The sequence below is a fragment of the Paraburkholderia sp. BCC1885 genome (genome assembly GCF_900996235.1).
In the GTDB taxonomy this organism is placed as follows: domain Bacteria; phylum Pseudomonadota; class Gammaproteobacteria; order Burkholderiales; family Burkholderiaceae; genus Paraburkholderia.
In genome coordinates this window covers 37,949-60,303 of sequence record NZ_CAAJGM010000212.1, presented here as the reverse complement: position 1 = coordinate 60,303, position 22,355 = coordinate 37,949, and the positions used below count along the sequence as shown (strand labels likewise).

General features: G+C 60.9%; 20 protein-coding genes and 1 pseudogene. 11 read left to right on the top strand and 10 right to left on the bottom strand.

Features of this window, described 5'->3' with window-relative positions; all coding sequences use genetic code 11:
- Positions 1 to 274: 274 nt before the first annotated feature.
- The 3 genes from FQ755_RS23350 to FQ755_RS23340 form a co-directional block, all read right to left on the bottom strand.
- Positions 275 to 1,606, bottom strand: coding sequence for an FRG domain-containing protein (locus tag FQ755_RS23350; protein WP_144157381.1), 1,332 nt, complete (start codon positions 1,604 to 1,606; stop codon positions 275 to 277).
- Positions 1,607 to 2,186: 580 nt separating this feature from the next.
- Positions 2,187 to 3,656: an EAL domain-containing protein gene (locus FQ755_RS23345; RefSeq protein WP_144157380.1), complete on the bottom strand. Its 1,470-nt coding sequence runs from the start codon at positions 3,654 to 3,656 to the stop codon at positions 2,187 to 2,189.
- 146 nt (positions 3,657 to 3,802) lie between these two features.
- Positions 3,803 to 4,597, bottom strand: coding sequence for an EAL domain-containing protein (locus FQ755_RS23340; RefSeq protein WP_260858813.1), 795 nt, complete (start codon positions 4,595 to 4,597; stop codon positions 3,803 to 3,805).
- 351 nt (positions 4,598 to 4,948) lie between these two features.
- Here FQ755_RS23340 and FQ755_RS23335 point away from each other — a divergent pair, with 351 nt between their 5' ends.
- The 4 genes from FQ755_RS23335 (at position 4,949) to FQ755_RS23320 (ending at position 8,083) form a co-directional block, all read left to right on the top strand.
- On the top strand, positions 4,949 to 5,500 hold the full coding sequence (locus tag FQ755_RS23335; RefSeq protein ID WP_144157379.1) for a recombinase family protein: 552 nt from the start codon (positions 4,949 to 4,951) through the stop codon (positions 5,498 to 5,500).
- Positions 5,501 to 6,076: 576 nt separating this feature from the next.
- Complete coding sequence (locus tag FQ755_RS23330) at positions 6,077 to 6,799, top strand: hypothetical protein (protein WP_144157389.1); 723 nt, start codon at positions 6,077 to 6,079, stop codon at positions 6,797 to 6,799.
- Between the two features lie 610 nt (positions 6,800 to 7,409).
- A complete protein-coding gene (locus tag FQ755_RS23325) occupies positions 7,410 to 7,682 on the top strand; it encodes an antitoxin (protein WP_144157378.1) in 273 nt (90 codons plus the stop codon).
- Positions 7,679 to 8,083, top strand: a complete 405-nt coding sequence (locus FQ755_RS23320) for a type II toxin-antitoxin system VapC family toxin (RefSeq protein WP_144157377.1) — start codon at positions 7,679 to 7,681, stop codon at positions 8,081 to 8,083. Before FQ755_RS23325 ends, FQ755_RS23320 begins: the two co-directional genes overlap by 4 nt.
- Before the next feature lie 666 nt (positions 8,084 to 8,749).
- On the opposite strand, the gene dinB is transcribed toward FQ755_RS23320, so the two are convergent.
- The 4 genes from dinB to FQ755_RS23300 all read right to left on the bottom strand — a co-directional run bounded on the left by dinB (position 8,750) and on the right by FQ755_RS23300 (position 11,962).
- On the bottom strand, positions 8,750 to 9,907 hold the full coding sequence (dinB, locus tag FQ755_RS23315; RefSeq protein WP_144157376.1) for a DNA polymerase IV: 1,158 nt from the start codon (positions 9,905 to 9,907) through the stop codon (positions 8,750 to 8,752).
- A 34-nt stretch (positions 9,908 to 9,941) separates the two neighbouring features.
- On the bottom strand, positions 9,942 to 10,853 hold the full coding sequence (locus FQ755_RS23310; protein WP_144157388.1) for a DUF72 domain-containing protein: 912 nt from the start codon (positions 10,851 to 10,853) through the stop codon (positions 9,942 to 9,944).
- 31 nt (positions 10,854 to 10,884) lie between these two features.
- The gene (locus FQ755_RS23305) at positions 10,885 to 11,244 is read right to left on the bottom strand and encodes a hypothetical protein (RefSeq protein ID WP_144157375.1); all 360 of its coding nucleotides are present in this window, start codon (positions 11,242 to 11,244) and stop codon (positions 10,885 to 10,887) included.
- Positions 11,245 to 11,680: 436 nt separating this feature from the next.
- Entirely contained in the window at positions 11,681 to 11,962 is a 282-nt protein-coding gene (locus tag FQ755_RS23300; protein WP_144157374.1) for a hypothetical protein, read from the bottom strand.
- Between the two features lie 89 nt (positions 11,963 to 12,051).
- Here FQ755_RS23300 and imuA point away from each other — a divergent pair, with 89 nt between their 5' ends.
- The 4 genes from imuA to FQ755_RS23280 all read left to right on the top strand — a co-directional run bounded on the left by imuA (position 12,052) and on the right by FQ755_RS23280 (position 17,675).
- Positions 12,052 to 12,759, top strand: coding sequence for a translesion DNA synthesis-associated protein ImuA (gene imuA, locus FQ755_RS23295; RefSeq protein WP_144157373.1), 708 nt, complete (start codon positions 12,052 to 12,054; stop codon positions 12,757 to 12,759).
- Positions 12,689 to 14,155, top strand: a complete 1,467-nt coding sequence (locus FQ755_RS23290; protein WP_144157372.1) for a Y-family DNA polymerase — start codon at positions 12,689 to 12,691, stop codon at positions 14,153 to 14,155. Before imuA ends, FQ755_RS23290 begins: the two co-directional genes overlap by 71 nt.
- 6 nt (positions 14,156 to 14,161) lie before the next feature.
- The gene (locus tag FQ755_RS23285) at positions 14,162 to 17,311 is read left to right on the top strand and encodes an error-prone DNA polymerase (RefSeq protein ID WP_144157371.1); all 3,150 of its coding nucleotides are present in this window, start codon (positions 14,162 to 14,164) and stop codon (positions 17,309 to 17,311) included.
- Positions 17,312 to 17,426: 115 nt separating this feature from the next.
- Complete coding sequence (locus FQ755_RS23280) at positions 17,427 to 17,675, top strand: hypothetical protein (protein WP_144157370.1); 249 nt, start codon at positions 17,427 to 17,429, stop codon at positions 17,673 to 17,675.
- A gap of 48 nt (positions 17,676 to 17,723) precedes the next feature.
- On the opposite strand, the gene FQ755_RS23275 is transcribed toward FQ755_RS23280, so the two are convergent.
- Positions 17,724 to 18,737 carry a zinc-dependent alcohol dehydrogenase family protein gene (locus FQ755_RS23275; protein ID WP_144157369.1) on the bottom strand — a complete coding sequence of 338 codons (1,014 nt, stop codon included), beginning with the start codon at positions 18,735 to 18,737 and terminating at the stop codon, positions 17,724 to 17,726.
- A gap of 101 nt (positions 18,738 to 18,838) precedes the next feature.
- Between FQ755_RS23275 and FQ755_RS23270 the strand changes: the two genes are divergently transcribed.
- Positions 18,839 to 19,774, top strand: coding sequence for a LysR family transcriptional regulator (locus FQ755_RS23270; RefSeq protein WP_144157368.1), 936 nt, complete (start codon positions 18,839 to 18,841; stop codon positions 19,772 to 19,774).
- Here the strand turns inward: FQ755_RS23270 and FQ755_RS23265 are convergent.
- Together FQ755_RS23265 and FQ755_RS23260 are read right to left on the bottom strand one after the other, a co-directional pair.
- Complete coding sequence (locus FQ755_RS23265; RefSeq protein WP_144157367.1) at positions 19,767 to 20,099, bottom strand: hypothetical protein; 333 nt, start codon at positions 20,097 to 20,099, stop codon at positions 19,767 to 19,769. The two genes, FQ755_RS23270 and FQ755_RS23265, sit on opposite strands and share 8 nt — an antisense overlap.
- A gap of 17 nt (positions 20,100 to 20,116) precedes the next feature.
- On the bottom strand, positions 20,117 to 20,647 hold the full coding sequence (locus FQ755_RS23260) for a GNAT family N-acetyltransferase (protein WP_144157366.1): 531 nt from the start codon (positions 20,645 to 20,647) through the stop codon (positions 20,117 to 20,119).
- A 93-nt stretch (positions 20,648 to 20,740) separates the two neighbouring features.
- Here FQ755_RS23260 and FQ755_RS23255 point away from each other — a divergent pair, with 93 nt between their 5' ends.
- Positions 20,741 to 21,661 carry a Y-family DNA polymerase gene (locus tag FQ755_RS23255; RefSeq protein ID WP_186308634.1) on the top strand — a complete coding sequence of 307 codons (921 nt, stop codon included), beginning with the start codon at positions 20,741 to 20,743 and terminating at the stop codon, positions 21,659 to 21,661.
- Positions 21,662 to 21,767: 106 nt separating this feature from the next.
- Positions 21,768 to 22,083, top strand: a pseudogene (locus FQ755_RS38265) (IS5/IS1182 family transposase); the annotation flags it as partial.
- Between the last annotated feature and the right edge of the window lie 272 nt (positions 22,084 to 22,355).

Sequence of the window (22,355 nt, the reverse complement as noted above, 5' to 3'; positions counted from 1 at the left end):
CCGACATGCCAGGCACCAACGTCTCTCTGATCACCTGCTGCTTGAATTTTCGCGCGTACGTGCGACGGGGATGGGCTGCGCCCCCTGCGTTCGACATGGCTGACTGGCTCCGTTGATCTGAACGCCCTCATCATGCTTTGGAAAAGTCAGCATGGCGAAACGGTCGGGCCGAGCCGCTTACTTCTGTTTTCATGCAGGCAGCGCTTGATCGAGCGCAAACCATTCATCGGTCGCCGCGCGATGGCGATCGGCGTGGGATGGCCTCACATCCAGCTCAATCGACGCGAAATTTAAATTTCTCTGCAATGTACTTGGCCGAGCTTTCGATGTTGGGAAACACGGTGCTTTCATTGATGTTCATGCCATCTAGCTGCCGCAGTATCTCTGCCTTGTTTGTGACGGAAATCCGGACCACACTAATCCCGTCCGCACCCGCCTCATCAAGAACAGCCTCATGCCCGAACAATAAGAATGCTCCAGACTGGGATGAGATACGGTCGTTGCTTCTCTTGCCCTTGACGCATAAAATGGACTGCAAATGCTTGGGTTCGATACGAGGTTCAAAGAATGACTTTTCCTCTTTGACGAAGTGCAATAGTCTTCGCATAGGTGTTTGCTCGTTAAACAGCTTGATGCCTTCAACGTCAAATTTCAAAGCGACTTTGTCGTTATTCGAAAGCCTTGCCAAATTGGCGATGACACTCGCGGTATCGGAATCGAAGTACTTGATGCCCTCTCTCGCAATTGAAAAGACGACTACCTCCCCCATGACCTCGGCATTGTCGTAGAGACCGTTATTGGCTTTGCATGCAAAAAATAGGGCGATTAATGCGTTTGACGTAATATCGAGCAAGCGCGTGGGCAGCGAGAAATGCTGCATCCGAATGAGTCGATCCAGCGTGTAGGTATCCGTATCAAAATCGATGGAGTTCGAGACTAGAAGCTCTCGATATAGCAAATCCTCGACTTGTCGATAAAGGTAATTGCCTCGCTGGTCACGACGGAACAACGACGGTTCGAGCTTGTAAGACTGTTTGGAATGGCCTCTATAAAAGACATCACTTTTGCCGTGGGTGAGGCTCAGTACAATGCGAATGAAGTCATGCAAGTTGGTCGCGGAGAGCGCGGATGGTTCTGATGCCGGCAGCGGGTTATCCTGTGCAGAAACCGGCAACGTTGTCTCGGCGACATTCGGTCGGATGATGTTGGCCTCTCGCAGAACCCCGACCAGGTCGACGTCCTTGATCGCCCAGTGAGTGCGGTTCATTTCCCACGATCGAATATCGAGCTCCCCGGCGACGTCCTTTATCGCAGCGAACGGTATGTTACTGAATCGCTCGTCGAGCTCAAACTCTATCGTAATATGGCGGCTTTTGTGATCCCTCTTAATCTCGGTCAATCGCCCAAGTCGCACGTCCTCTCGGTTACCCTCGTAAGCGAACACACAGGGCAAAGTCTTTAACTTTTCAATGTGAGCTGGCGTGAGTACCCGGAGCGAATCCGCGATATCGCTGTCCGTATATTCGAGGAATCGGCTTACTGGATACACGTAGGTGCCGTTTGAGGCCCATGCTCCCTCAGCTGCAGTGACAAAAAGGTGATACATGTTGTGTGTCCTATCGGAGATGTCTGCCTGTACGCATGGGCAGCGTCCGTTAAATTTGACCGTCCACCACGCGCTAGCACCCGCGCGAGACCGATTCTGCCTCGCGGCGGAAAACATGTCATCCACAAATGATCATTCGTGATTGATCCGGTCCTACTCATCACGGCGCGAGCCTATGGTCCCTGGTGGAGACTTTAGCTATTCGGTGATTCCACTCTCATGCGTTGCGTAGCCAATCGGCGCGCCTGGTTCAAACCTTGCGTGGTGGAGTATCGGTCGCTAGTCATCTGCGGTCAATGATCGATCAAATGGACGTGTGTATCCGGGGCAGGTGAGGCGGGTTGTAGACGAGGCGCCGTGCGTCGTCGGCAGTCGAGTGACCGGTAGCTGAGCGGAGCTGACACCCGAATGTCGGACCTGCGGTCCGGGCGAACGACACTTCCTGGCCGCGAGCAGCGGGACGCGGCCGACGTATGCCAACGCATGAAGGGCGGCCGGACTTCGACCTGGCGCGAGACTCTCGGGCTGAGTAAAAGCAGCCCTTACGCATGCGATTGGACTTTGTTGGCCGCGATATTCGTCATCGAGAGATGCCGACTGCACTGGCCGCCGGCACGTGTTTTCCTTGCCACCAGTCCAGCTTCTCGAAAAACGTTGGCAACTGGGCGGCCGAAATCGCTTTGCCGAGGAAGTAACCTTGGGCTAATTCGATTTTGGCGCGTGCCACGGCACGGCTCTGACCGATTCCTTCCACGCCATCCGCAATGACCGCGACGTCGAGCTCTCGTCCCATGGCGGCTATTGCCCGCAGCGTGCGAAGACGATCTGATTCTTCCAGTCCCATGACGTCCCGATCTGCCCTGATGAATTCGAAACCGGCCGACAGCAAGGAGGCGGTTACCGACGTCGCGGCCCGTATCCCTGACAGGGCAATGCGAACCTGATCCTTACGCAGGCGCGCGATGCTGCCGAGTTGCTCGGGCAGGTCCTCGGCTTTGACCTGGAATACCAACCGGCTGGAAGCGAACGACTTCGCCTTCGCGGCGATGAGGGAAAGGCATGCCTCATTGTCGAGGCACGTTTTCCACAGATTGATCATCAGATACAGCTTGCGGTCGTCGGCGAGACTGCCCAGTTCAGTCTCGGCAGTGGAAAGAACGAAAGCGACGATCTTCCTGGCTGATCGGCGGTCGACGAGCCTGTCCATATACCACGCCTCGCCCCGCAGGCCGTACGCAATGTTTTTCCAGCGCAGCGCGACTTCCAGCCCGATGCATTTACGGGTACCGATATAAAAGACGGGTTGATATTCGAGGTAGAACTCACTACGCCTCAATCCACGATTGACTGCGCGGGCGAGGATTGCATGTTCGCTAAACCATCGGAGGTACACGAGCATGCCGACCAGGCCGATCAGTGCTAGCAGAGCGAGTGCCAGAAGCAGGACAAATACGAACAGAAACCAGCGGTAGTGGGGCGAGGACACTGTTTCGTTCGCATCCCCGGCGCGTCTGCTTACCTGACGGGGGCGGATTCCAGGGATGGCCCGACCCAGCCGGTCAGGCGCAGACAGTCCAGACAGAGGTACCGCGGGCCTCGGCGTGGGAGTGGCACTTTCTATCTCCCGGTCGGCGAGGCGTGGCGAGGGATCCGTTTCGGCCGGAGACGCGGACAATGCCGTTCCCGGGAAACCATCAGTCGGCGTGTGGAAGGTTCCCGTGGCACGCTGTATTTCGTTCGTGTCAGAGGCGTCAAAGAAATTCAATCGGGATACGTCTTGGCTTCTGGTGTGGAACGCGCAGGTCGTCCGCGTACCGTCTGCCTGAACGAACGCATGCATTCCGGCATCGCCGAACGGCGCCGGTAGCAGAAACGCACTCGCTTCGACACATCCATGGCCGGGGAAGGCACCGGCCCCAGCGCGTTCTGAATTCGTAATTGCCGTCGCTTGAGGGATCAGGTAGGGAAAGGTGGCTTCGTCGTCGGCATGGCAGGCCGCAGATAGAGAGAACAAAAGGCCTGTGAGGAAGTAATGTGCTCCAGTTTTCATATCGGTCCCGAACCGGGGGACTGAGATTACCTCTCGAGCGTCGCGAGGAACTCATTCCACGAATAAAAAAGGCCGGAGTAAACCGGCCAAAAGCTTCGGCTATTCCGAGAGCATGCCGAAGCCTGAGAGAAAGCTGACGTCACGAATCAACCTGTTTTTGAAGCCGGCGCATCGGCAGCGTCGACGTAATAGCCCTGAATCCACTGCACCCCGGCGTCGCGCGCGATCAGGACATCGTCGGGCGTTTCGATACCCTCGATGACGAGCAGCGGCGCGATGCAACGTGCCATCCTGACCAGGCGACTCAATTCGGCAGCGCCAAGCGTGCCCTGCCGGACACGCCGCAGAAACGAGCGGTCCAACTTGATGATGTCGGGCTCGCACACACGTGCTGCGTCTGCGGAAAAGCCGACGCCGAAGTCGTCGACGGCAACGCGCACACCCAGCCCCTTCAAACGCCGGACAAATGCGCGTCCGTCAACCGGCGAGACCGGTGTCGATTCGGTGATTTCCACGATCAACCGCGTCGCAAGACCGGGCTCGGCCGCGAGCTCGAGAAAGAGCGATTTCCACCAGTGATCGTCTCGCGCACTTTGGGCCGACACGTTGCAGCCGAGATGCGCGCCGGGCGTCGCCCGCAGCGTGTCGAGCGTGCTACGCAGAACGAAGCAGTCGAACGGGCGCATCAGCGAAAGCCTTTCCAGCGCCGGAATAAAGCGGCCTGGCGGCAGAACCGTGTCACCCACCTTCATCCGCACCAGAGTCTCGCGATAGAGGGCACGTTCCGGAGCGTCGATCGAGCAAATCACCTCTTGCTGAAAGAACAGCCGATCTTCCTCAATGGCGCCGAAAACCTCCCGGGCAATCTCCCCGTCGGCAGTGTCCGGCGTCACGGCATCGCTGTGCCCGTCCGCAGCCAGATCACCCAGCATCGCAACCATCCAGCCGTGGTCCGGAACGTCGGGTCAAGTTTTCGACTGCTGGCATTTCGCCTCCGGACATGGGACGAAGCACGGTCACCCCTCGCGTTGCGCACAAATACTTACAGTTTCGTCAGTTCGTCGCCAAAACTTCGTGGTGCAAAATTGGCCCTTTTTGCCAATATCATCAGATGAATAGGTGATCATGGCGGAGCGGCCGCAGGCAAAGGCCTGAGCCATTGAATTTGCCGGGAGACAAAAAGGGCCGTTTTTGTCAACTGGATGGTGTCGGCGTTGCCGGGAGACCGACACAACATGCCGCTTCACTTACCACCAGTTAGGCAGAGGGCCTCTTCCTTTTCCGGAAAACACATGAAAATCGGTTATGCACGCGTTTCAACTCACGAACAAAGCCTTGCACTGCAACTCGACGCATTACGCGCGGCGGGCTGCCACAAGTTCTTCACGGATCACGGGGTGTCAGGTACGGAGTTCTGCCGGCGCGGGCTGGACGCCGCGCTGTCTGAAGCAAAGGAAGGCGACACGCTTGTCGTGTGGCGACTGGACAGACTTGGGCGGTCGTTGAGCAAGCTGGTTGACTTGATTACTCACCTTGAGCGGCGAGGCATCGAGTTCGTCTCGCTGAATGAATCGATCAATACCAGTTCGTCTGGGGGCATGCTCATCTTCCACATGATGGCCGCGCTCGCCGAGTTCGAACGGAATCTGATCAGCGAGCGAACCCGCGCAGGCATCGCGGCCGCCCGCGCCCGTGGGAGCAAACTCGGGAGACGACGGGCGCTTTCGCCGACGCAACGGTTGCAGGCACTTGAATTACTTCGCGTCCAGTCAACGGCCGAGGTGGCAAACCAATTCAATGTTCATCCGAGAACGCTCCTGCGCCTGAAGGCAGCTGGAGCGTAAGGTCTGCAGGAGCAATCAGCGAAGCTGGATCCGGCGCGATTCGTGGCCATACAGGGGATGGCAATCCCCTGTATGGAAGCCACACACGTTTGATTGCAGTAGCGCCGGCGAAAGGGGCGGGCCGCGAAAGATCGCGGGGGGGCGGCCTCGGAATACTCGCAGGTTCGCCCAAAGCGCCCCTGCAACAGGCCGCGATCGGCTGCAGCGAGTTCTCCGACCACGCTAATTCCAATGCTGTTTTATCGTTTCCGAAGGCGGGGCTAAAAACATCACAGCTTTTATGACGTACTGCAGCGCGATAGGTTGCAGGCGGTCGTAGGACAGGTTAACGTCTGAATACACCTTGCATAGGGGGGGCAGAGCGGGGATCGCTGACGCAACAGGGATATGCGTCTCGCCTGCATCATCGGGTGGCCTGCGCCAGAGGGGCTGGTTTCTCCTATCCGAACAGGCTGTTGCTCGTAATCGGTTCTCGTTCGGACGCGCCGAGGCGAGGCGCGAGGGGAGCCAAAGGCATCCGGCGAGGATCACCAGTTGTTCGCACCGCCCGTCAAAAACCAGTTTAGAAAGTTTCCAATGCGCAACCTCGATTTCAGTTCCTGGCAGACCCTGCTGTCCACGCTCCTCGGGCTGTCCGTCATCACGTTGATTGGCGTTGGCATCCGGCTGCTGCTCATGCAAACAGTGCAGCAGCGCCGCGAACGCGAAAACCGGCAGATTAACGAACGGCTGCGCACGCTCATTGCCGCCTACAAGTCCCTGGGCGGTTCGTTTACCGGCAACCTCGCTGTCAACCCCGCCCATCTGCGCGATCTGAAGCGCGCCGCAGCGGCAGCCGGGGGTCGGGTCTCGGCCGCCGCGGCCACTGGAGATACCGTGCTACCCGGCGAGGCTGTGAAGGCAGGTGATCTGGGTGGATCTGACCGCCACCGGCGCATCCGTGACACCGTCGAAGTGGCGCTCGCCGACATAATTTTGCTTGGCACCGAGGAGCAGGTGCGACTCGCTGCACACGCCGCGCAAGAGATGATCGAGGGACGCCCCGTCCATACCGGGGAACTGGTCGTCTCGCTGCGCAATTTCATCCGCGAAGTCCTTAATCTCGATCCCGTTCCGCAGGGCGTGCAGATTCCCACACAAGGCCCCGCAAGGATTTTGGGCGCGAAGACGAAGGAAGGAGGGAGGGATGGCGGTGGCGCGCAAGGCGGGAAGACGGTCGGCGGCGGTGGAGGCGGCGGTTCAGGTTCCAGCTTCGGACCGGCACATAGCTCTGACGAGGACGGCACGCACCACGCCTGATGCTTGGTTCAACCAGAGCGCGTGATGGTCAGGTTATTGCGGCTATCTATGCGAAGGGCGTAAGCGGGCCCGAAGCAGCCCATAGATTTTATCCGCTAAATGTCTGCTTCCGGCAGCACTGTGGCCGGTGCGCGTTGCGGTATGCCCATCGCTGCGCGTCGTTCAGCGCGTGGGGGGCATGGGTCCGAGCCAATGCGTACGCTGACTGGACGAAGCGGAAAGAACGGCTGGCGAATCGAGCGTCGTGAGAATCGGTTTTCGATCAACGTTGGCGAGGATCAAAGTGACCTTCCATTCGTCGCCAGCGAGGATCAACGGACAGTCGGGTTCAAGCTGAAGTATGACCCACACGAACCGACGGCTGTCCTGAAGGACTTTGTAAGCACGGGGTATTCTGGAAAGCCGAATTACCCAACTTCGAGGCCGCGCGTACGTGAATCTTCAATCCTGACCACCGGGAAGACGGGGCGCTCCTTCGCGCGGCGTTGGTGCCCTGCATGCCTGAACCCCCGAACGGCATCAAGATCGGAGTGCTCCTCCGGCGACGTGACGCGATCTTGACAGCCTGCACCTTGGCATATACAGTTGGCATATACAAGCGAGGTGTATCGTGCCGATTTCAACTTCATCCTCCCGACCCAAAGAAGCCAAGCTGTTTCGCAACAATCGTAGTCAGGCGGTGCGCATCCCTGTCGAGTTCGAGTTACCGGGCGATCGCGTTCTGATTCATCGGGAGGGCGACAAGCTCATCATCGAGCCCGTGACGACGCCTGCGAATATCATCGAATTGCTGGCCGCCTGGAGACAGGAGCCGCCGCTCGGACCTGATGACCAGTTTCCGGACATTGAAGATCCGCCTGTTCGACCGGAGGATGTACTTTGAGCGGCTATCTGCTGGACACAAACATCATCAGCGACCTGATCCGGAATCCGTTCGGACAGGTGGCTACCCGCATCGAGAAGATTGATCCGAGGGCGATTTGCACGAGCATCGTCGTCGCAGCGGAACTGCGCTATGGTTGCGCCAAAAAGGGATCCGCCAGACTGCTGGCTAAAGTGGAAAGCCTCCTGGCGGCCATTCCCGTGCTGCCGCTGGAGGTGCCCGCCGACACGGAATACGGAGGCATCCGCGCGGAGCTGGAGATCGCCGGCCAACCGATAGGTGCAAACGATCTTTTGATTGGCGCGCATGCCTACGCATTGAGGCTGACGCTCGTGACTGACAACACGAAGGAGTTCAGCCGCATTCGCGGCCTCACAATTGAGAACTGGCTTGACCGGTAGCCGACGCTTTCGGTAGGGATCGTTACGCGGCGGATAGACTCGGGGCGATTCACCACACAGCGTCGGCGTGCGTCGAGATGCGCACGATATTCTCGTCGGCGCTGCGCCGGGAGCGACGTTCGGTGTAAGTCAGACCGGGTGCATACGACAGTTGAGGGGCTAACCCGGGAAGTTTGGACCGGGCGGCGGTTGGTTTTGTGCCGTCGCCTCAGCCCTCAATTTCCGTAGCCGACCCCTATCCTCAGGTTGCAACTATGCGCAGATGGTCATCGCAAGCGAGGCCAGCCCCTTGAGGGGTGCGGTAGGGGCTGGCGAAACCTACGCATAGTTACAGCGTCCTCAGGAATCGAATCAACGCGTCCGGTGCCTGATACCGGCGGATAGCTTAGGTCGGATGCGGCTACGTATTATAGATACGTGCAGTCGCAATGTTGCATGCCCTGGTTACTTGTACCTTGACAATGTCAGGCTCTTTGATCGATGACACTTGTTGCTCACTCGACACCGGGCCCGCTAATGGGTGTCAACGATCTGTGGTCGTCGCTCGAATGTCGAGTTGCGGCCGACGTCTGCCCGAGCCAGTAACGCAAACCGTTTCCGTTATACGGGCGGTCTGAGAAATGTACTGGCCGGTTCCCTTTGAGGTCTGGCCACAGCGTCATCTTGCTATTCACTGGCTGTGAACAGTTCGATCTGGATCGGCGGCGCGGCCACAACCGGCGCATCTGCGAGTTGCAGTGCACTCACCCGTACGCCCAGTAGTCGCAGCTTTCTCGTCAATGGAACGCGCTTCAGACATTCGGTCGCCGCACGGCGGATTGTGATGGCATCCGAAGTGGGATCTGGAATGGTGATATCGCGTGTCACGGTGTCGAAGGAGTCGAAGCGCAGCTTGATGCCAATCGTGCGGCCAACGTAACCCTTGCGCTGCAGATCCTCGGCCACACGGGTACACAGATGAGTAAATGTCTCTGACAACGCTGGCCGGTCGTGACGCGGATGGAGATCGCGTTCAAACGTCGTTTCGCGGCTCATAGATTTCGGTTCGGACGACACGACGACCGGCCGGTCGTCGATGCCTTGGGCAACGTCCATCAGCCAGGCGGCATACCGGAGTCCGAAATGTTCCTGCAGGAATTCCGGTGCGGCCGTCGCGATGTCGCCGACCGTTTCGATGCCAAGTGCGGCGAGTTTTTCGCTGGCCTTTGGGCCGATACCGTTGACCTTGCGCGCTGGCAATGGCCAGATCCGTGACGCAATGTCATGGGGTGTGAGGATCGTCAGTCCGTCGGGTTTGTCCAGCTCCGAGCCGATCTTGGCGAGGAGCTTGTTCGGCGCGATGCAGATGGAACAGGTGAGACCCGTGGCATCACGGACAGCCCGCTTGATGTCGGCGCCGATCATCGCGGGTTCGCCAGGGATGTCGGTCAGGTCGATATAGATTTCATCGATGCCACGGTCCTGGATCTGCGTGGTAAAGGTCGCGACCGCCGCCTTGAACAGGCGTGAGTAATGCCTGTAAGAGTCGAAGTCCGTGGGCAGCAGGATGGCGTCGGGTGCGAGTTGTGCTGCCTTCATCATGCCCATTGCCGAGAAGACGCCGAGTGCGCGCGCCTCGTAGGTCGACGTCGTGACGACACCGCGCCCGGCATAGTCGCGCAACCGTCTGAAGCGGTGCGTGCCGTCCGGCAGCGATTCAGGGACGGCGTTCCTGCCGCCGCCGATCACGACCGGCTGGCCGCGCAGTTCGGGGTAGCGGAGCAGTTCGACGGACGCATAGAAAGCGTCCATGTCGAGATGGGCAATGCGGCGTGGTTGCGTCATGTTTCGAAACGATGTGCGTTATTGCAATGACGGATCATGTGGCACCTGCCTGAACGGCGTCCTTTCCCAGGATCGACATCATGGTCGTTGCGTTGCGTTGCCCTTCATCTTCGAAGCAGTTATTGAAGATGACGTGCGTCGTACCGACGCTCGCGGCGATGCTGCGGATTGAGCCCGCGAGATCAGACAGCTCATCGTCGCCATAGTCGTAATCGAAGCGGGCAGCAGCGGACTCGGCGCCGTTCCAGGTGGCCGCGTTTCTTCCGTGCAGGCGTACCAGAGCAAGGTCAGGATGGGTCGCTTCCCAGACGGTATGTGCCCGGTTTGAGACATCGGCAGGCGCGTCGACGATGACATGCACGAGGCGGGAATGGCGCAGCAATGCAAGCGTCGATGCCAAGTGCCGCTCATCGAGCCACGAACTGCTCCTGAATTCGATAGCAACCGTGTAGCCTTCCATGCGCGAGGCGCACTCCTCTACATGGGCAATACCCTCCGGGTTGCTGGTTAGCCAGTGCGGGAACTGGAAGAGCACGGCGCCGAGTTTTCCGGCCTGCCGGAGCGGTTCGAGCGCTTCGCGGTACAGCTTCCAGATCTCGTCAAGTACACTCGCAGGAACGTCGCGATAGTAAAGATTTTTCCTGCCGGTATCAGGCAACGTCATGGCGATGCTGGCCGGCAGCGTCTCAGGCTTTGTCTGATGGCCGGTGAGCAGGCGGAACGCCTTGACATTGAAAACATAGCCCTCCGGCGTGCGCTCGGCCCAAAGCTGTGAGTTCGACGCGGAGGGCATGCCGTAAAAGCTCGAGTCGACTTCCACCAACGGGAACCGGGAGGCGTAATAGCGCAGTCTCGCTTCTGCGCTGCTACAGCCGCGCGGGTAAAAACGCTTGCAAGCAATGAGCGTTTTATCGGTCCAGCCGGCCGTGCCGCAAAGGATCTTCATCGTCATCTCCGGTGCGGTTGGTCCATGTGTCCTATGCGTGCGCGCGGACGGATTCCAGGCAGGCGCGCCACACGTGGCCGACAACCGGGTCGGCGTAGTTCACCGTCAGCGAGTCGGCAAACAACAGTCGTCCTGGCAGCAATGTGGCGGGCTGGATCTTTCCATCGGCGACAAGTCGCCTTGCGATGTGCTGTGCGCGGTGGACAGCAGCTATGCGGTCTGCCCACACTGATACGCGTCCGCCGTGCGCAAACCAGAGTCTTGCAGATTCAACCAGGTTCGCCGCAGTTAGCCAGCGCCTGTTTATCGCGAACGCGGCAAGCTCATACACCACCAGGTGGCAGAGCAGTGCGGCGGTGTCGGTGTGACTGGGTTGTGTCAGTTTTTGCATGACGTAATCGAAGCAGGTGCGCCAGCTACGCGGGGCGTCGGTACGCCCCCTCGCCGCGAGGCAGGCGTTTCTCGTTCCCTGGCGGCAAACAGCCTGGCTTCACACGAAGCACTCTCCCGTCCGGGCCAATCTTCGGTGGAATCCTGGGAAGTGCGTCGCTGGCTTTCTGCGTCGGCGCTTCGGGCAGCTCAGCAGGTACGGGCGTGACTGCATTCGTTACCGGAGGCGTTTGCACTGCCGCAGGAGCACGTGGGTCCATATGCACCCGGCGGTGAATGTGGTGATGCCGCACGACAGATTTTCGCTGCGCCTCTGGCGGATTCCAGACTTCGACATAGCGCTTGCCGGCGAAGGCGGGCGAGGCTACGCCGCACAGCAGAAGCACGACCAGAAAATGGTTGGGCAATCCCGTCTCCCGTGGTGATATCGCACGTCATTATGCACGCCGGCAGGATGCACCGGTACCGATACAGGAGCCGTCGCAGCCGGGACAGAAATGACGGTCGAACAATGATCTGTCGGCCCTCCAGATGTTGACGGACAGGGGCGCGCGGGTGCCGACGGTTCGACCATTCTCCGACGCGAAAAAGGTCGGCTCGCCGGCCTTGCCTTTGCGGATAGCTTCGTCAATGACCTGATCGCCGAACGCCTCTCGCAGGCTTGCGACGAAACCGGCAATTTCCGGCATCGGATGTGGCCTGCGTACGGGCATGTCCATGTGCGCTCCAACCGAAAATAAGTGCCAGCTTGCCGCAGTGAATCTCCATGTAAGATACTGTACATCCATACAGCTTTTTACGCAAAACGATGCATGCAGCCACCACTCGTCCCGAGGAAATACACCCGTCGCTCTGGCGAGGCGCGCAGCTTGGCCACGCGGGCGGGCGCACGGTGGACACGGGTTACGCAGCGCTGTCGGCCGAACTGCCCGGTGGCGGCTGGCCGGTGGGCGCATTGACCGAGCTGCTGGTCCAGCAGGCAGGGGTGGGTGAGCTGCGCCTGCTCGCGCCTGCTCTTCGTTCATCGGACCGGGGGTCGATGGTTTTGCTGCAGCCTGCCATTACACCGAACGGGCCGGGTCTTGGTCACATCGGACTGCCGATGGACCGCACGATACTGCTCAGGGCGCCGCGGATGGCCGACGCCCTCTGGAGCGCCGAACAGATCCTGCGCACGGGAAGTTGTAGCGCGCTGGTTCTCTGGCAGCAACACCTCCAGGCATCATCGTTGCGTCGCCTTCATCTGGCGGCCCAGACGGCCGAGACGCTGCTGTTTGTCGTTCAGCCACTCACGGCTGCACAGAATTCATCACCCGCTGTCCTGCGGCTTGCGGTACGGCCTGCCAGAGGCGGCATCGAAGTCGAAATCGTCAAGCGACGAGGTCCGTTACGCGCAGAGCCTCTGTCCGTTGTCCTGCAACCCGCCCGGATCCTTCTGAGTCAACATGCGCGTTCTTCTCGCCGTTCATCTGCCCCGCCTGCCGCTCGAAATATTCCGGCCGCGGTGGCTGGTTGAGTCCGCGCACGGCTGCGTCGTGCTGGAGGGCGACAGGGTGGCGCTGCTGGACCGGAAGGCGGGCGCGGCAGGCGTGCGGCCAGGCATGCGACGCGGCGGGGTGCTGACGCTTGTGCCGGACATCGAACTGCACGAGCGCGATATGGCGAAGGAAGATGAGACGTTGCACGAAGTCGCTGTGGCGCTGATGCGGTTCTCTCCCGATGTCGCAGTCGCGGCCGAGGCCACGGTGCTCATGGATATCAGTGCGAGCCTGCGGCTCTTTGGCGGCGTCGCGGTGCTCTGTCGCGAGGTGCGGCGCGTGGTCGACGCGATGGGGGCGGGTGCGCGAATCACTACGGCGCCCACCGGCTCGGGAGCATGGTTGCTTGCGCGTGCCTGTACCCGGCGACTGTTGAAGCTCGCATCGCTCGAACGGAGGTTGTCAGCGTTGCCGTTCGGCACCGTGCCTGAACTGCGCCCGTTTGCGGACTGGTTCGCGGGTATCGGCTGCGTGAGCATTGCCGACGTCCGCCGGCTGCCGCGCGCAGGCCTGCAGCGTCGCTGTGGCGCTGACGTACTGGATTGTCTTGACCGCGCCTTCGGTACGGCGCCGGAACCGTGCGAGTGGCTTGTACTGCCTCCTACGTTCTCCGCGCGGATCGAACTGCCGGACCGGGTTGAGCACGCCGAGGCCGTGGTCTTCAGCGCGCACCGGCTGATCATGCAGTTGTGCGGCTGGCTCGCGGGTCGGCAGCTCGCGGTCACGGCACTGGACGTACGCCTGGAACACGAGCGGGGGCGCTCGGCGATCGCACCGACCATCATCAGCATCGCACTCGCGGAACCGACGTGGCGCGAACAGCATCTTGTCCGCCTGCTCAGGGAGCGTGTGTCCCGAACCGAACTGGCCGCAGCTGTGATTGCCGTCGGCATCGAGGCGATGAAGGTCGACGCGGCGGTGGCTGTTTCTGACCAGCTTTTCACGGAACCGGGGGGCACCGCAGCGGACCACACGCGGCTGGTCGAGCTGCTGGTGGCGCGGCTAGGTGCTGAAAACGTACTGCGTCCGGCGCCCACGGCCGATTACCGGCCTGAAGTTGCGAACCGCTGGGTGCCGCTTGGCGACGCCGTGCGCACCGAGCCATTGCCTTTGCACATGCCGAGGCCGGCGTGGCTACTCGACCAGCCGGTGCAGCTGATGGTCCGCAGGCATCGGCCGTTCTACGGCTCCCCGTTGCGCAAGGTGTCGCCGCCCGAGCGGATCGAGGCGGGCTGGCACGACGGCCGGCTCATCACCCGGGACTACTTCGTTGTTCAGGCGAATGACGGGACGTGCTACTGGGCCTATCAGGAGCGCGTCAGCAGTCGCGACGAGGGCGACGCGAAGTGGTTCCTGCATGGCCTCTTTGGATGATCGGCCATGGACACACCGTTTGCCATGCTGCCGGCGTACGCCGAGCTGTTCTGCTTCTCGAATTTCACGTTTCTGCGTGGGGCATCCCATGCGGAAGAGCTGGCGCAGCGTGCGGCGCAACTGGGTTATGCCGGACTCGCCATTACCGACGAATGTTCTCTTGCGGGAGTCGTCCGGGCGCACGTCGCGGCGAAAGAAGCGAAGCTGCCGCTGGTGGTTGGGTCGTATTTCCGGTTGTCGAACGCGGACGGTTCGCCGGCGTTCGGCCTGATCCTGCTTGCACAGAACCGGGAGGGGTACGGCAACCTGTGCGAGCTGATTACGCTTGCGCGCATGCGTGCGCCCAAGGGGCAGTACCGGCTCACGCCGCAGGACATCTCCCGTCCAGACCGGAGCGTGGCGCACCTGCATGGCATGTCCGATTGCCTCGCCATCCTGGTTCCCGACTATCCGGCCAGTGAGCCGGCGCTCGACGCACAGCTTGCCTGGCTGGATGAGACGTTTCCGGGACGCGGATGGGTCGGCCTGACGCTACACCAGCGCGCCATGGATGATATCCACCGCGGTAGCGTCGAATACGTCGCTGACCAGCATGGTATCCCGGTGGTTGCGACGGGGCAGGTCGTCATGCATGTGAGGTCGCGCAAGCCATTGCAGGACGTCCTCACGGCGATCCGCATTGGCAAGCCAGTGGAACAATGCGGTTACGAGCTCGCCCAGAACGCGGAGCAGCACCTTCGGGCGAGGTTACGGCTCGCGAACCTGTATCCGGGCCATGCACTTGACGAAACGATCTCGGTGCTCTCGCGCTGCCGGTTTTCGCTCGATGAACTGAAATACGAGTACCCCGACGAACTGGTTCCTGCCGGCGTCACGCCAGCCGCGTATCTGCGGCAGGAGACGTACATCGGCGCGCATCGCCGGTTCAGGGCCGGGATCCCGTACGACGTCCAGCAGCAGATTGAACATGAACTCGAGCTGATTGCCGAGCTGAAATACGAGCCGTATTTCCTGACGGTGTACGACCTCGTACGGTTTGCACGCAACGAGCACATCCTGTGTCAGGGGCGCGGGTCCGCCGCGAACTCGGCGGTGTGTTATTGCCTTGGGATTACGGAAGTCGACCCTGCGCGCAGCAACATGCCGTTTGAGCGCTTCATCTCCAAGGAACGGGGTGAGCCGCCCGATATCGACGTCGACTTCGAGCATCAGCGGCGCGAAGAAGTGATCCAGTACATCTACCGCAAGTATGGGCGGGACCGCGCGGCGATTGCGGCGGCCGTCTCGACATACCGGCCACGGGGCGCACTGCGCGAAACCGGCAAGGCACTGGGCGTTGATCCGCAGATCGTGGATCGTGTGGCGAAGACCCATCACTGGTTCGACAGCAGCGCGGATCTGCTCAGGCGCTTCGAGGAAGCCGGGCTCGATCCTGGGGCGCCTCTCATCCAGTTGTGGGCGACGCTGGCGATGCAGTTACTCGGATTCCCGCGCCATCTGTCGCAGCATTCCGGTGGGTTCGTGATCAGCCGCGGAAAACTGACGCGCCTTGTGCCGGTCGAGAACGCGGCGATGGCCGAGCGCAGTGTGATCGAATGGGACAAGGATGACCTCGAATCACTGGGTCTGCTCAAGATCGATGTGCTGGCGCTCGGCATGCTGTCCGCAATCCGTCGCGCACTCGATATCGTCTCGGAGCAGCGCGGTGAGCGCTTCGAGATGCAGGACATTCCGGCCGAAGATGAGGCGACGTACGCGATGATCTCGAACGCTGACACCGTGGGCGTGTTCCAGATCGAGTCGCGCGCACAGATGTCGATGCTACCCCGGCTGAAGCCGAAGGAATTCTACGATCTCGTCATCGAGGTGGCGATCGTGCGGCCGGGCCCGATCCAGGGTGGTGCAGTTCATCCCTATCTGAAGAGAAGGCAGGGTTTCGAGCCGGTGAGCTATCCGAGCAAGGACCTGGAGAGGGCACTCTCCCGAACGCTCGGGATACCGATCTTTCAGGAACAGGTCATGCAGGTTGCGATGCTCGCCGCAGGTTTTACGGCAGGAGAGGCCGACCAGCTAAGACGCGCAATGGCATCGTGGAAAAAGAAGGGCGGTCTCGAGCACTACTACGACAGGATCGTGAACGGGATGGCCGAACGCGGCTATGAGAAGGCGTTTGCAGAAGGCATTTTTGAGCAGATCAAGGGTTTTGGGGAGTACGGTTTTCCCGAGAGTCATGCGGCGAGTTTTGCCTTGCTCGTCTATGCGAGCAGTTGGCTCAAGTGCCACGAACCCGAAGCATTTCTCGCGGCGATGCTGAACAGCCAGCCGATGGGATTCTATTCACCCTCGCAACTCGTGCAGGACGCGAAACGTCACGGCGTTGCCGTGCTGCCGGTGGATGTGACGGTGAGCGGCTGGGACTCGTCGCTGGAGCGGTTTGATAGCACGCGGCGACCCGCGGTGAGGCTCGGCCTGTCACTGCTGCGGGGTATGCGTGATGGTGCCGCGCAGCGAATCGAGGTTGCGCGCGCGGTCAGGCCGTTCCGGTCAACGGATGATCTCGCGCGCCGCGCGCAGTTGGACCGGCATGACCTGCAGGTGCTCGCCGGGGCGAACGCCCTGGCCTCGCTTGCCGGCAACCGGCGCGAAGCACTCTGGCAATCGGTGGTGGCCGTGCCGGACCGGGATCTGCTCGCCGCGGCAAAGCCCGATGAGGTAACGCCTGCCCTGGGCGCACCATCTGAAGCGGAGGATATCGTAGGCGACTATCGCTCGACGGGCCTGACGCTCGGGCGTCATCCGCTGGAACTGCTGCGCGCCCGGCTGCTGAAACAGCGGCTGATGTCAGCGGAGGTATTGCACACGTACAGGAACGGACAGCTGGCACGTGGATGCGGCATTGTCACGGTGCGGCAACAGCCGGGGACGGCCAAAGGCGTGATCTTCATCACGATAGAGGACGAGACCGGCAACGTGAACGTGATCATCCGGCCAGAAGTGCTCCAGAGGCAGCGTGCGGAAGTGCTCGGTGCCTCGCTGCTCGGCGTCTATGGCGTTTGGCAGCGCGAAGGGGAGGTTCGTCATCTGGTCGCGCAACACCTTGTGGACCTCTCTCACCTTTTGGGGGAGCTTGCGACGCAGAGCCGGGACTTCTGCTGAGCGATGACGGATCGGTCCGTCCCACAGGGCAATTGCGTTGAGCGGGGGGCGATCCTCGCGCGATTACAGTGACTCGTAGCGCTGGCCCGCGCGAACGGGAACCGGCTGCAAGATCATGACTGAAGGCGCTTTGCGCAAGGATCGGCATGCCGGTGAGCAGATATGGCGCGAGCAGCTTCAGAGCCGGCCGATCGAGAATGAACGCGGCGTCAGGCAGGACAAGATCAACCGGGCCGCCGACATCGACAAGCGTGTCCCGCGCGTCACGCACCCGGATGTTGATCAGACCGTCAAGTCTGATTACTTCAAGGTTGACGCGCGCGTGCTTCGATATCGCCGCGCTCGCCGCCGCTCATCATTTTAGTTTCTGCTCGTGAGCGTGAGCTGGCCGAAGTTCTTTATCCGAAGTTCCTTATTGTGGATTGATCTCGATAGCAATCTTGCCAAAGTGCGTCGCGCCGTCGAGGAGGCGATAGGCGCCGCGGGCATCATTGAAACTGAAAACCTGATCGATCACAGGTTTGATGCCGCTCTCCGTGATCGCGCGAACAGCATCGGCCAGGTTTGCCGTCGAGCCCGTGTTGTTGCCGATGATGCGCAACGTCTTGAGATTGATCGGCAACACGGGAATTGTGAGATCCATTCCGCTCACAAAGCCCACTACGAAGATCGTTCCCGCGATGGCCGCCGCTTTGAGCGAGCGGGGAAACGTCGCCGCACCGACGGTTTCGACGATCAAGTCCGCACCTGCACCAGCCGTCTCTGCGAGGACGACGTCGTCCCATTCCGGTGTTGAGAGGTAATTGATGGTCACGTCTGCGCCGAGCTTGCGAGCGCGATCAAGTTTCTCGTCCGACGAGGACGTAATGATGACTCGTGCGCCAGCCGCTTTCGCGAACTGCAACGCGAACACGCTGACACCGCCGGTGCCCAGGAGCACCACGATCGACCCCGGCCGGACATTACCCGTGACAATGGCGTTCCAGGCAGTCGTGGCTGCGACAGGCAGGCTGGCGGCCTCTACAAACTGCAACTGATCAGGTATGCGAACCAGTGCGGTCGCCGGAACCACAGCATAGTCCGCGAGCGAGCCCGGCATGGTTACGCCTCGCAAACGCTCGGACGCAGCGCGAGTGATGGGACCGGAAGCCCAGTCCACCATCAGACCTGGGACAACCCGGTCGCCGGTCGACCATCCTTTGACCGCGCCGCCGAGTTCGATGATTTCGCCTGCGCCGTCGGTGCCGGGAATGAACGACGGAGCGTCAGCACGGCCCAACCGGCCCGACGCCACCATGAGATCAAGATAATTCAGGCTCGCGGCCCGCAGGCGGATCAGTACTTCATCGGCCGCGGGTCTGGGCGTCGGCACGTCGGTACGGTGAAGCGAGTCGATCGATAAAGACGGCAGCTGAAATGCCCGCATGGAAAGCCTCCGGAAGGTGCACCCGCGACGAGGCAATCCTAACAGGGCATGAACGCTATAATTCGTCGAAGAAACATAACATTGCTGCGTGCGGTGCATGAATGGGAAGTATTGAAGCAGACCAGAATGAGGCTCTCCTCGCGGTGCTTGAAACCGGCAGTTTCTCTGCGGCGGGTCGTCGTCTCGGTAGGGATGGTTCGGTTGTATCGAGACGCGTCGCGGCGTTGGAGGCGCGCCTCGGCATTCGCCTGCTCGAGCGCTCGACGCGTCGGGTCGCGGCGACCGAAGCGGGTGCCCGCTTTCGGGACCGGATCCGTGAGGCAATGGACATGGTGCGTCGCGCCGAAGACGAGGTCCGCGCCATGTCGTCTTCACCCACAGGGCTGTTACGGCTGAGCCTGCCCGTCGAGTTCGGGCGACTATGGATAGCGCCGCGACTCCCGGAGTTTTTGGCCCGGCATCCGGGAGTTCGCATTGACGCCAGCTACTCCGACCGATACGTGGACCTCATTGCGGAGGAGTTCGATGTCGGCGTGCGGATTGGCGAATTGAAGGATAGTCGTCTGGTGGCGCGCCGCCTCGCGATAACCCGACGGTTGATCTGTGCCGCGCCTGCCTATCTCGATGCACGGCCTTCGCTGAATGAAGCTGATGATCTGTCACAACATGAGTGCATAAGCTTCACCCGGCTGGCGACCCATCCGGTCTGGCATTTACATCGGGACGGCAAGAACCGTGCGATCAGCGTAGGCGGGCGACTTCAGATGGACGATGCGCGGGCGGTCGTGCAGGCGGCGCTCGCTGGCATGGGAGTGATCATGGCGACGGACTGGCTGGTCGGACGAGAACTCGCGGAAGGCCGGCTCGTGCAGGTTCTGACGGACTGGGAGGTGAGGGGCGAGACCGGGGTGAGCGTGATTCGTGCGTCCGTGAAACATGAGCCCGCAAAGACCCGCGCTTTTGTGGAGTGGGTTGCGGAGCTATTCGCCGTCCCTCCGTGGTGGTTGGCGCACGACGGAGAGGATGCGTTCAACTGAGGTGGTCAAGGATCAGCGAGTGCTTTCTGGCCGGCAGCGTGTCGGGGGCTGCGGGGACAAGTCCGACCTCCTCGCCCGAACACCATCTCAGGTGTGCGCGTTCACGATCCAGCGAGAGGCTCGCTTCTTCGAAACACTGGTGTTGCTTTGAATGCGACGTTATCGCGTCGACGGATTGCAGCGTGGTGACCGAGTGTTGAGCGATCCATAGCCAGTGGTGGACGCGATACCGGGGGGCGTTGCTGGGCAGATCTAGCCGTCTGATTTCGGCGAGATGACCTTCGGGAGAATGGAACAGGGAGAGGATCTCGTACACGGGCAGCATGGTTGGGTCGTGTCTGGTCACGCAAGTTCGCCAGAGCGCGGGTCCGCAGGGCGTATCGCATAGAATCTGGTATCGACCGCCATCAGCGGAAATGTGTCGGGGAGTGCGTCTTTCGCAATTTCAATGAATCCATTCTTTTCATAGAAGCGATGTGCGGCGAGGAAACTGGCCGTCGTGCCAAGGAATACGTCAGTGATTGCGCGGCGTGCGGCCTCTTTCAACAGGCGGTCGAGCAGATGCGCCGAGACGCGAAATTCCCGCCCCCTGAAAGGTGCCGACACAAACATCTTTCGCAACGCCCCCTGCGAGGAACCGATGTCCTTCAGACCGATGGTACCGACTACGGTGCCGTGTCGCCGGGCCACCCAGAAATCACCCTTACCGGTCTGGTAGAACTCCGGTATCGCGAGCAGGTCCGGCTGATTATCGAGCGTGACAGCAACGCCAAACTCGTCCTGCTGAATAGGCAATATCACATCAAGGACGCCTCGCAGGTCTGCCTGCTCAAAGCGATCAATCGTGATTCCACTGTCTGGTGGTACTTGCATGCGGGCGCTCTCCCTCTGGGTTCCATATGCGGCGACAGTCGGCGGTATTGTGACGTAAACTTTGCGCGGCCGTTCCGCAGGCACCTTCCACGCTTGTCGCTCGAAATATTCCGGCCGCAGTGGCTGGGTGAGTCCGCGCACGGCTGCGTCGTGCTGGAGGGCGACAGGGTGGCGCTGCTGGACCGGAAGGCGGGCGCGGCAGGCGTGCGGCCAGGCATGCGACGCGGCGGGGTGCTGACGCTTGTGCTGGACATCGAACTGCACGAGCGCGACATGGCGAAGGAAGACGAAACGTTGCAGGAAGTCGCCGTGGCGCTGACGCGGTTCTCTCCCGATGTCGCAGTCGCGGCCGAGGCCACGGTGCTCATGGATATCAGTGCGAGCCTGCGGCTCTTTGGCGGCGTCGCGGTGCTCTGTCGCGAGGTGCGGCGTGTGGTCGACACGATGGGGGTGGGTGCGCGAATCACTGCGGCGCCCACCGGCTCGGGAGCATGGCTGCTTGCGCGTGCCTGTACCGGGCGCCTGTTAAAGCTCGCATCGCTCGAACGGAGGTTGTCAGCGTTGTGGTTCGGCGGTTGCATCGACTGTCGTCAACATCGCGCTCGGACCAGCTTTTCACGGAGCCAGGGGGCACCGCCGAGGAATACACGCGGCCGGCCGAATTGCTGGTGGCGCGGCTCGGCGTGGAAAGTGTGTTGCGCCCGGCAGCCGGCGCCCACGGCAGATTACCGGCCCGAGACGGCAAACCGATGGGTGCCGCTCGGCGACGCCGTGAGGACAGAGCCTAAGTCTTTGCACATGCCGAGGCCGGCGTGGTTGCTCGACAAGCCGGTGCAACTGATGATCCGCAGGCACCGGCCGTTCTACGGCTCCCCATTGCGCAAGGTGTCGCCGCCTGAGCGGGTCGAGGCGGGCTGGCACGATGGCCGGCTCATCACCCCCGGGACTACTTCGTTGTTCAGGCGCATGACGGGACGCGGTACTGGGCTGCCAGGAAGGCGTCAGCAGCCGTGACGAGGGCGAGGCGGCAGCGATGAGGGCGCATGTGAGGCAGCAGATCGTCGACTTCGACGCCATGCAAACCATCTTCGCGCGCGCGATTGATCGTGGGGAGATCGCCGCTGCCCGCGGTGCCCATCCCTCGATTTCGCCGCGCGAAGGCGCGATGTCCCGGCCAGAGAGCACAGGCGGCGCAGGCTGGCGTAACGAGCCGATTGCCGCGATCGCGAAAGCCGGTCGCTCCAAATGAAAGAAGTGCTGCGGTTACCGCCAGCCCTCGCTTGTCGCGAACCTGATGTACCGAATCAAGACGCTCATGGGTAATCGCGCTTTGGGCGCGACGTACCGGTTCGCAGGCGACCGAAGTTACGATCCGCGGGGGCGCGCTCAGCCGCATGACGTTCGTCGCTCACCCGCAGTCCGTTCGTATTTCCTGAATTCATCACCACTGCAGCCCCTTTTGCTTTCAATTCGATTTGCGCAACGACGTCACATGTACGCGTAAAATTCCATTCGCATAATTGCGCGGACAATTTCGCTGTTTTAGCAGAAAATATGGAAAATCGTACATTTTAACCATCGTGTTTGTATGAGACTCATGCACCGATCGGCGCAGTGATTTGTAATGCATCGATCGCCATTTATGATGAACTGTCACAAGTCTAGTTCCACCAAAGATGGCAATAAATTTCTCTGCATTTGCTACCAT

Coding starts and splice junctions, on each gene's coding strand:
- FQ755_RS23350 (WP_144157381.1), bottom strand. CDS start 1,606: ATGTATCACCTTTTTGTCACTGCAGCTGAGGGAGCATGGGCCTCAAAC.
- FQ755_RS23345 (WP_144157380.1), bottom strand. CDS start 3,656: ATGAAAACTGGAGCACATTACTTCCTCACAGGCCTTTTGTTCTCTCTA.
- FQ755_RS23340 (WP_260858813.1), bottom strand. CDS start 4,597: ATGGTTGCGATGCTGGGTGATCTGGCTGCGGACGGGCACAGCGATGCC.
- FQ755_RS23335 (WP_144157379.1), top strand. CDS start 4,949: ATGAAAATCGGTTATGCACGCGTTTCAACTCACGAACAAAGCCTTGCA.
- FQ755_RS23330 (WP_144157389.1), top strand. CDS start 6,077: ATGCGCAACCTCGATTTCAGTTCCTGGCAGACCCTGCTGTCCACGCTC.
- dinB (WP_144157376.1), bottom strand. CDS start 9,907: ATGACGCAACCACGCCGCATTGCCCATCTCGACATGGACGCTTTCTAT.
- FQ755_RS23310 (WP_144157388.1), bottom strand. CDS start 10,853: ATGAAGATCCTTTGCGGCACGGCCGGCTGGACCGATAAAACGCTCATT.
- FQ755_RS23305 (WP_144157375.1), bottom strand. CDS start 11,244: ATGCAAAAACTGACACAACCCAGTCACACCGACACCGCCGCACTGCTC.
- FQ755_RS23300 (WP_144157374.1), bottom strand. CDS start 11,962: ATGGACATGCCCGTACGCAGGCCACATCCGATGCCGGAAATTGCCGGT.
- imuA (WP_144157373.1), top strand. CDS start 12,052: ATGCATGCAGCCACCACTCGTCCCGAGGAAATACACCCGTCGCTCTGG.
- FQ755_RS23290 (WP_144157372.1), top strand. CDS start 12,689: ATGCGCGTTCTTCTCGCCGTTCATCTGCCCCGCCTGCCGCTCGAAATA.
- FQ755_RS23285 (WP_144157371.1), top strand. CDS start 14,162: ATGGACACACCGTTTGCCATGCTGCCGGCGTACGCCGAGCTGTTCTGC.
- FQ755_RS23280 (WP_144157370.1), top strand. CDS start 17,427: ATGACTGAAGGCGCTTTGCGCAAGGATCGGCATGCCGGTGAGCAGATA.
- FQ755_RS23275 (WP_144157369.1), bottom strand. CDS start 18,737: ATGCGGGCATTTCAGCTGCCGTCTTTATCGATCGACTCGCTTCACCGT.
- FQ755_RS23270 (WP_144157368.1), top strand. CDS start 18,839: ATGGGAAGTATTGAAGCAGACCAGAATGAGGCTCTCCTCGCGGTGCTT.
- FQ755_RS23265 (WP_144157367.1), bottom strand. CDS start 20,099: ATGCTGCCCGTGTACGAGATCCTCTCCCTGTTCCATTCTCCCGAAGGT.
- FQ755_RS23260 (WP_144157366.1), bottom strand. CDS start 20,647: ATGCAAGTACCACCAGACAGTGGAATCACGATTGATCGCTTTGAGCAG.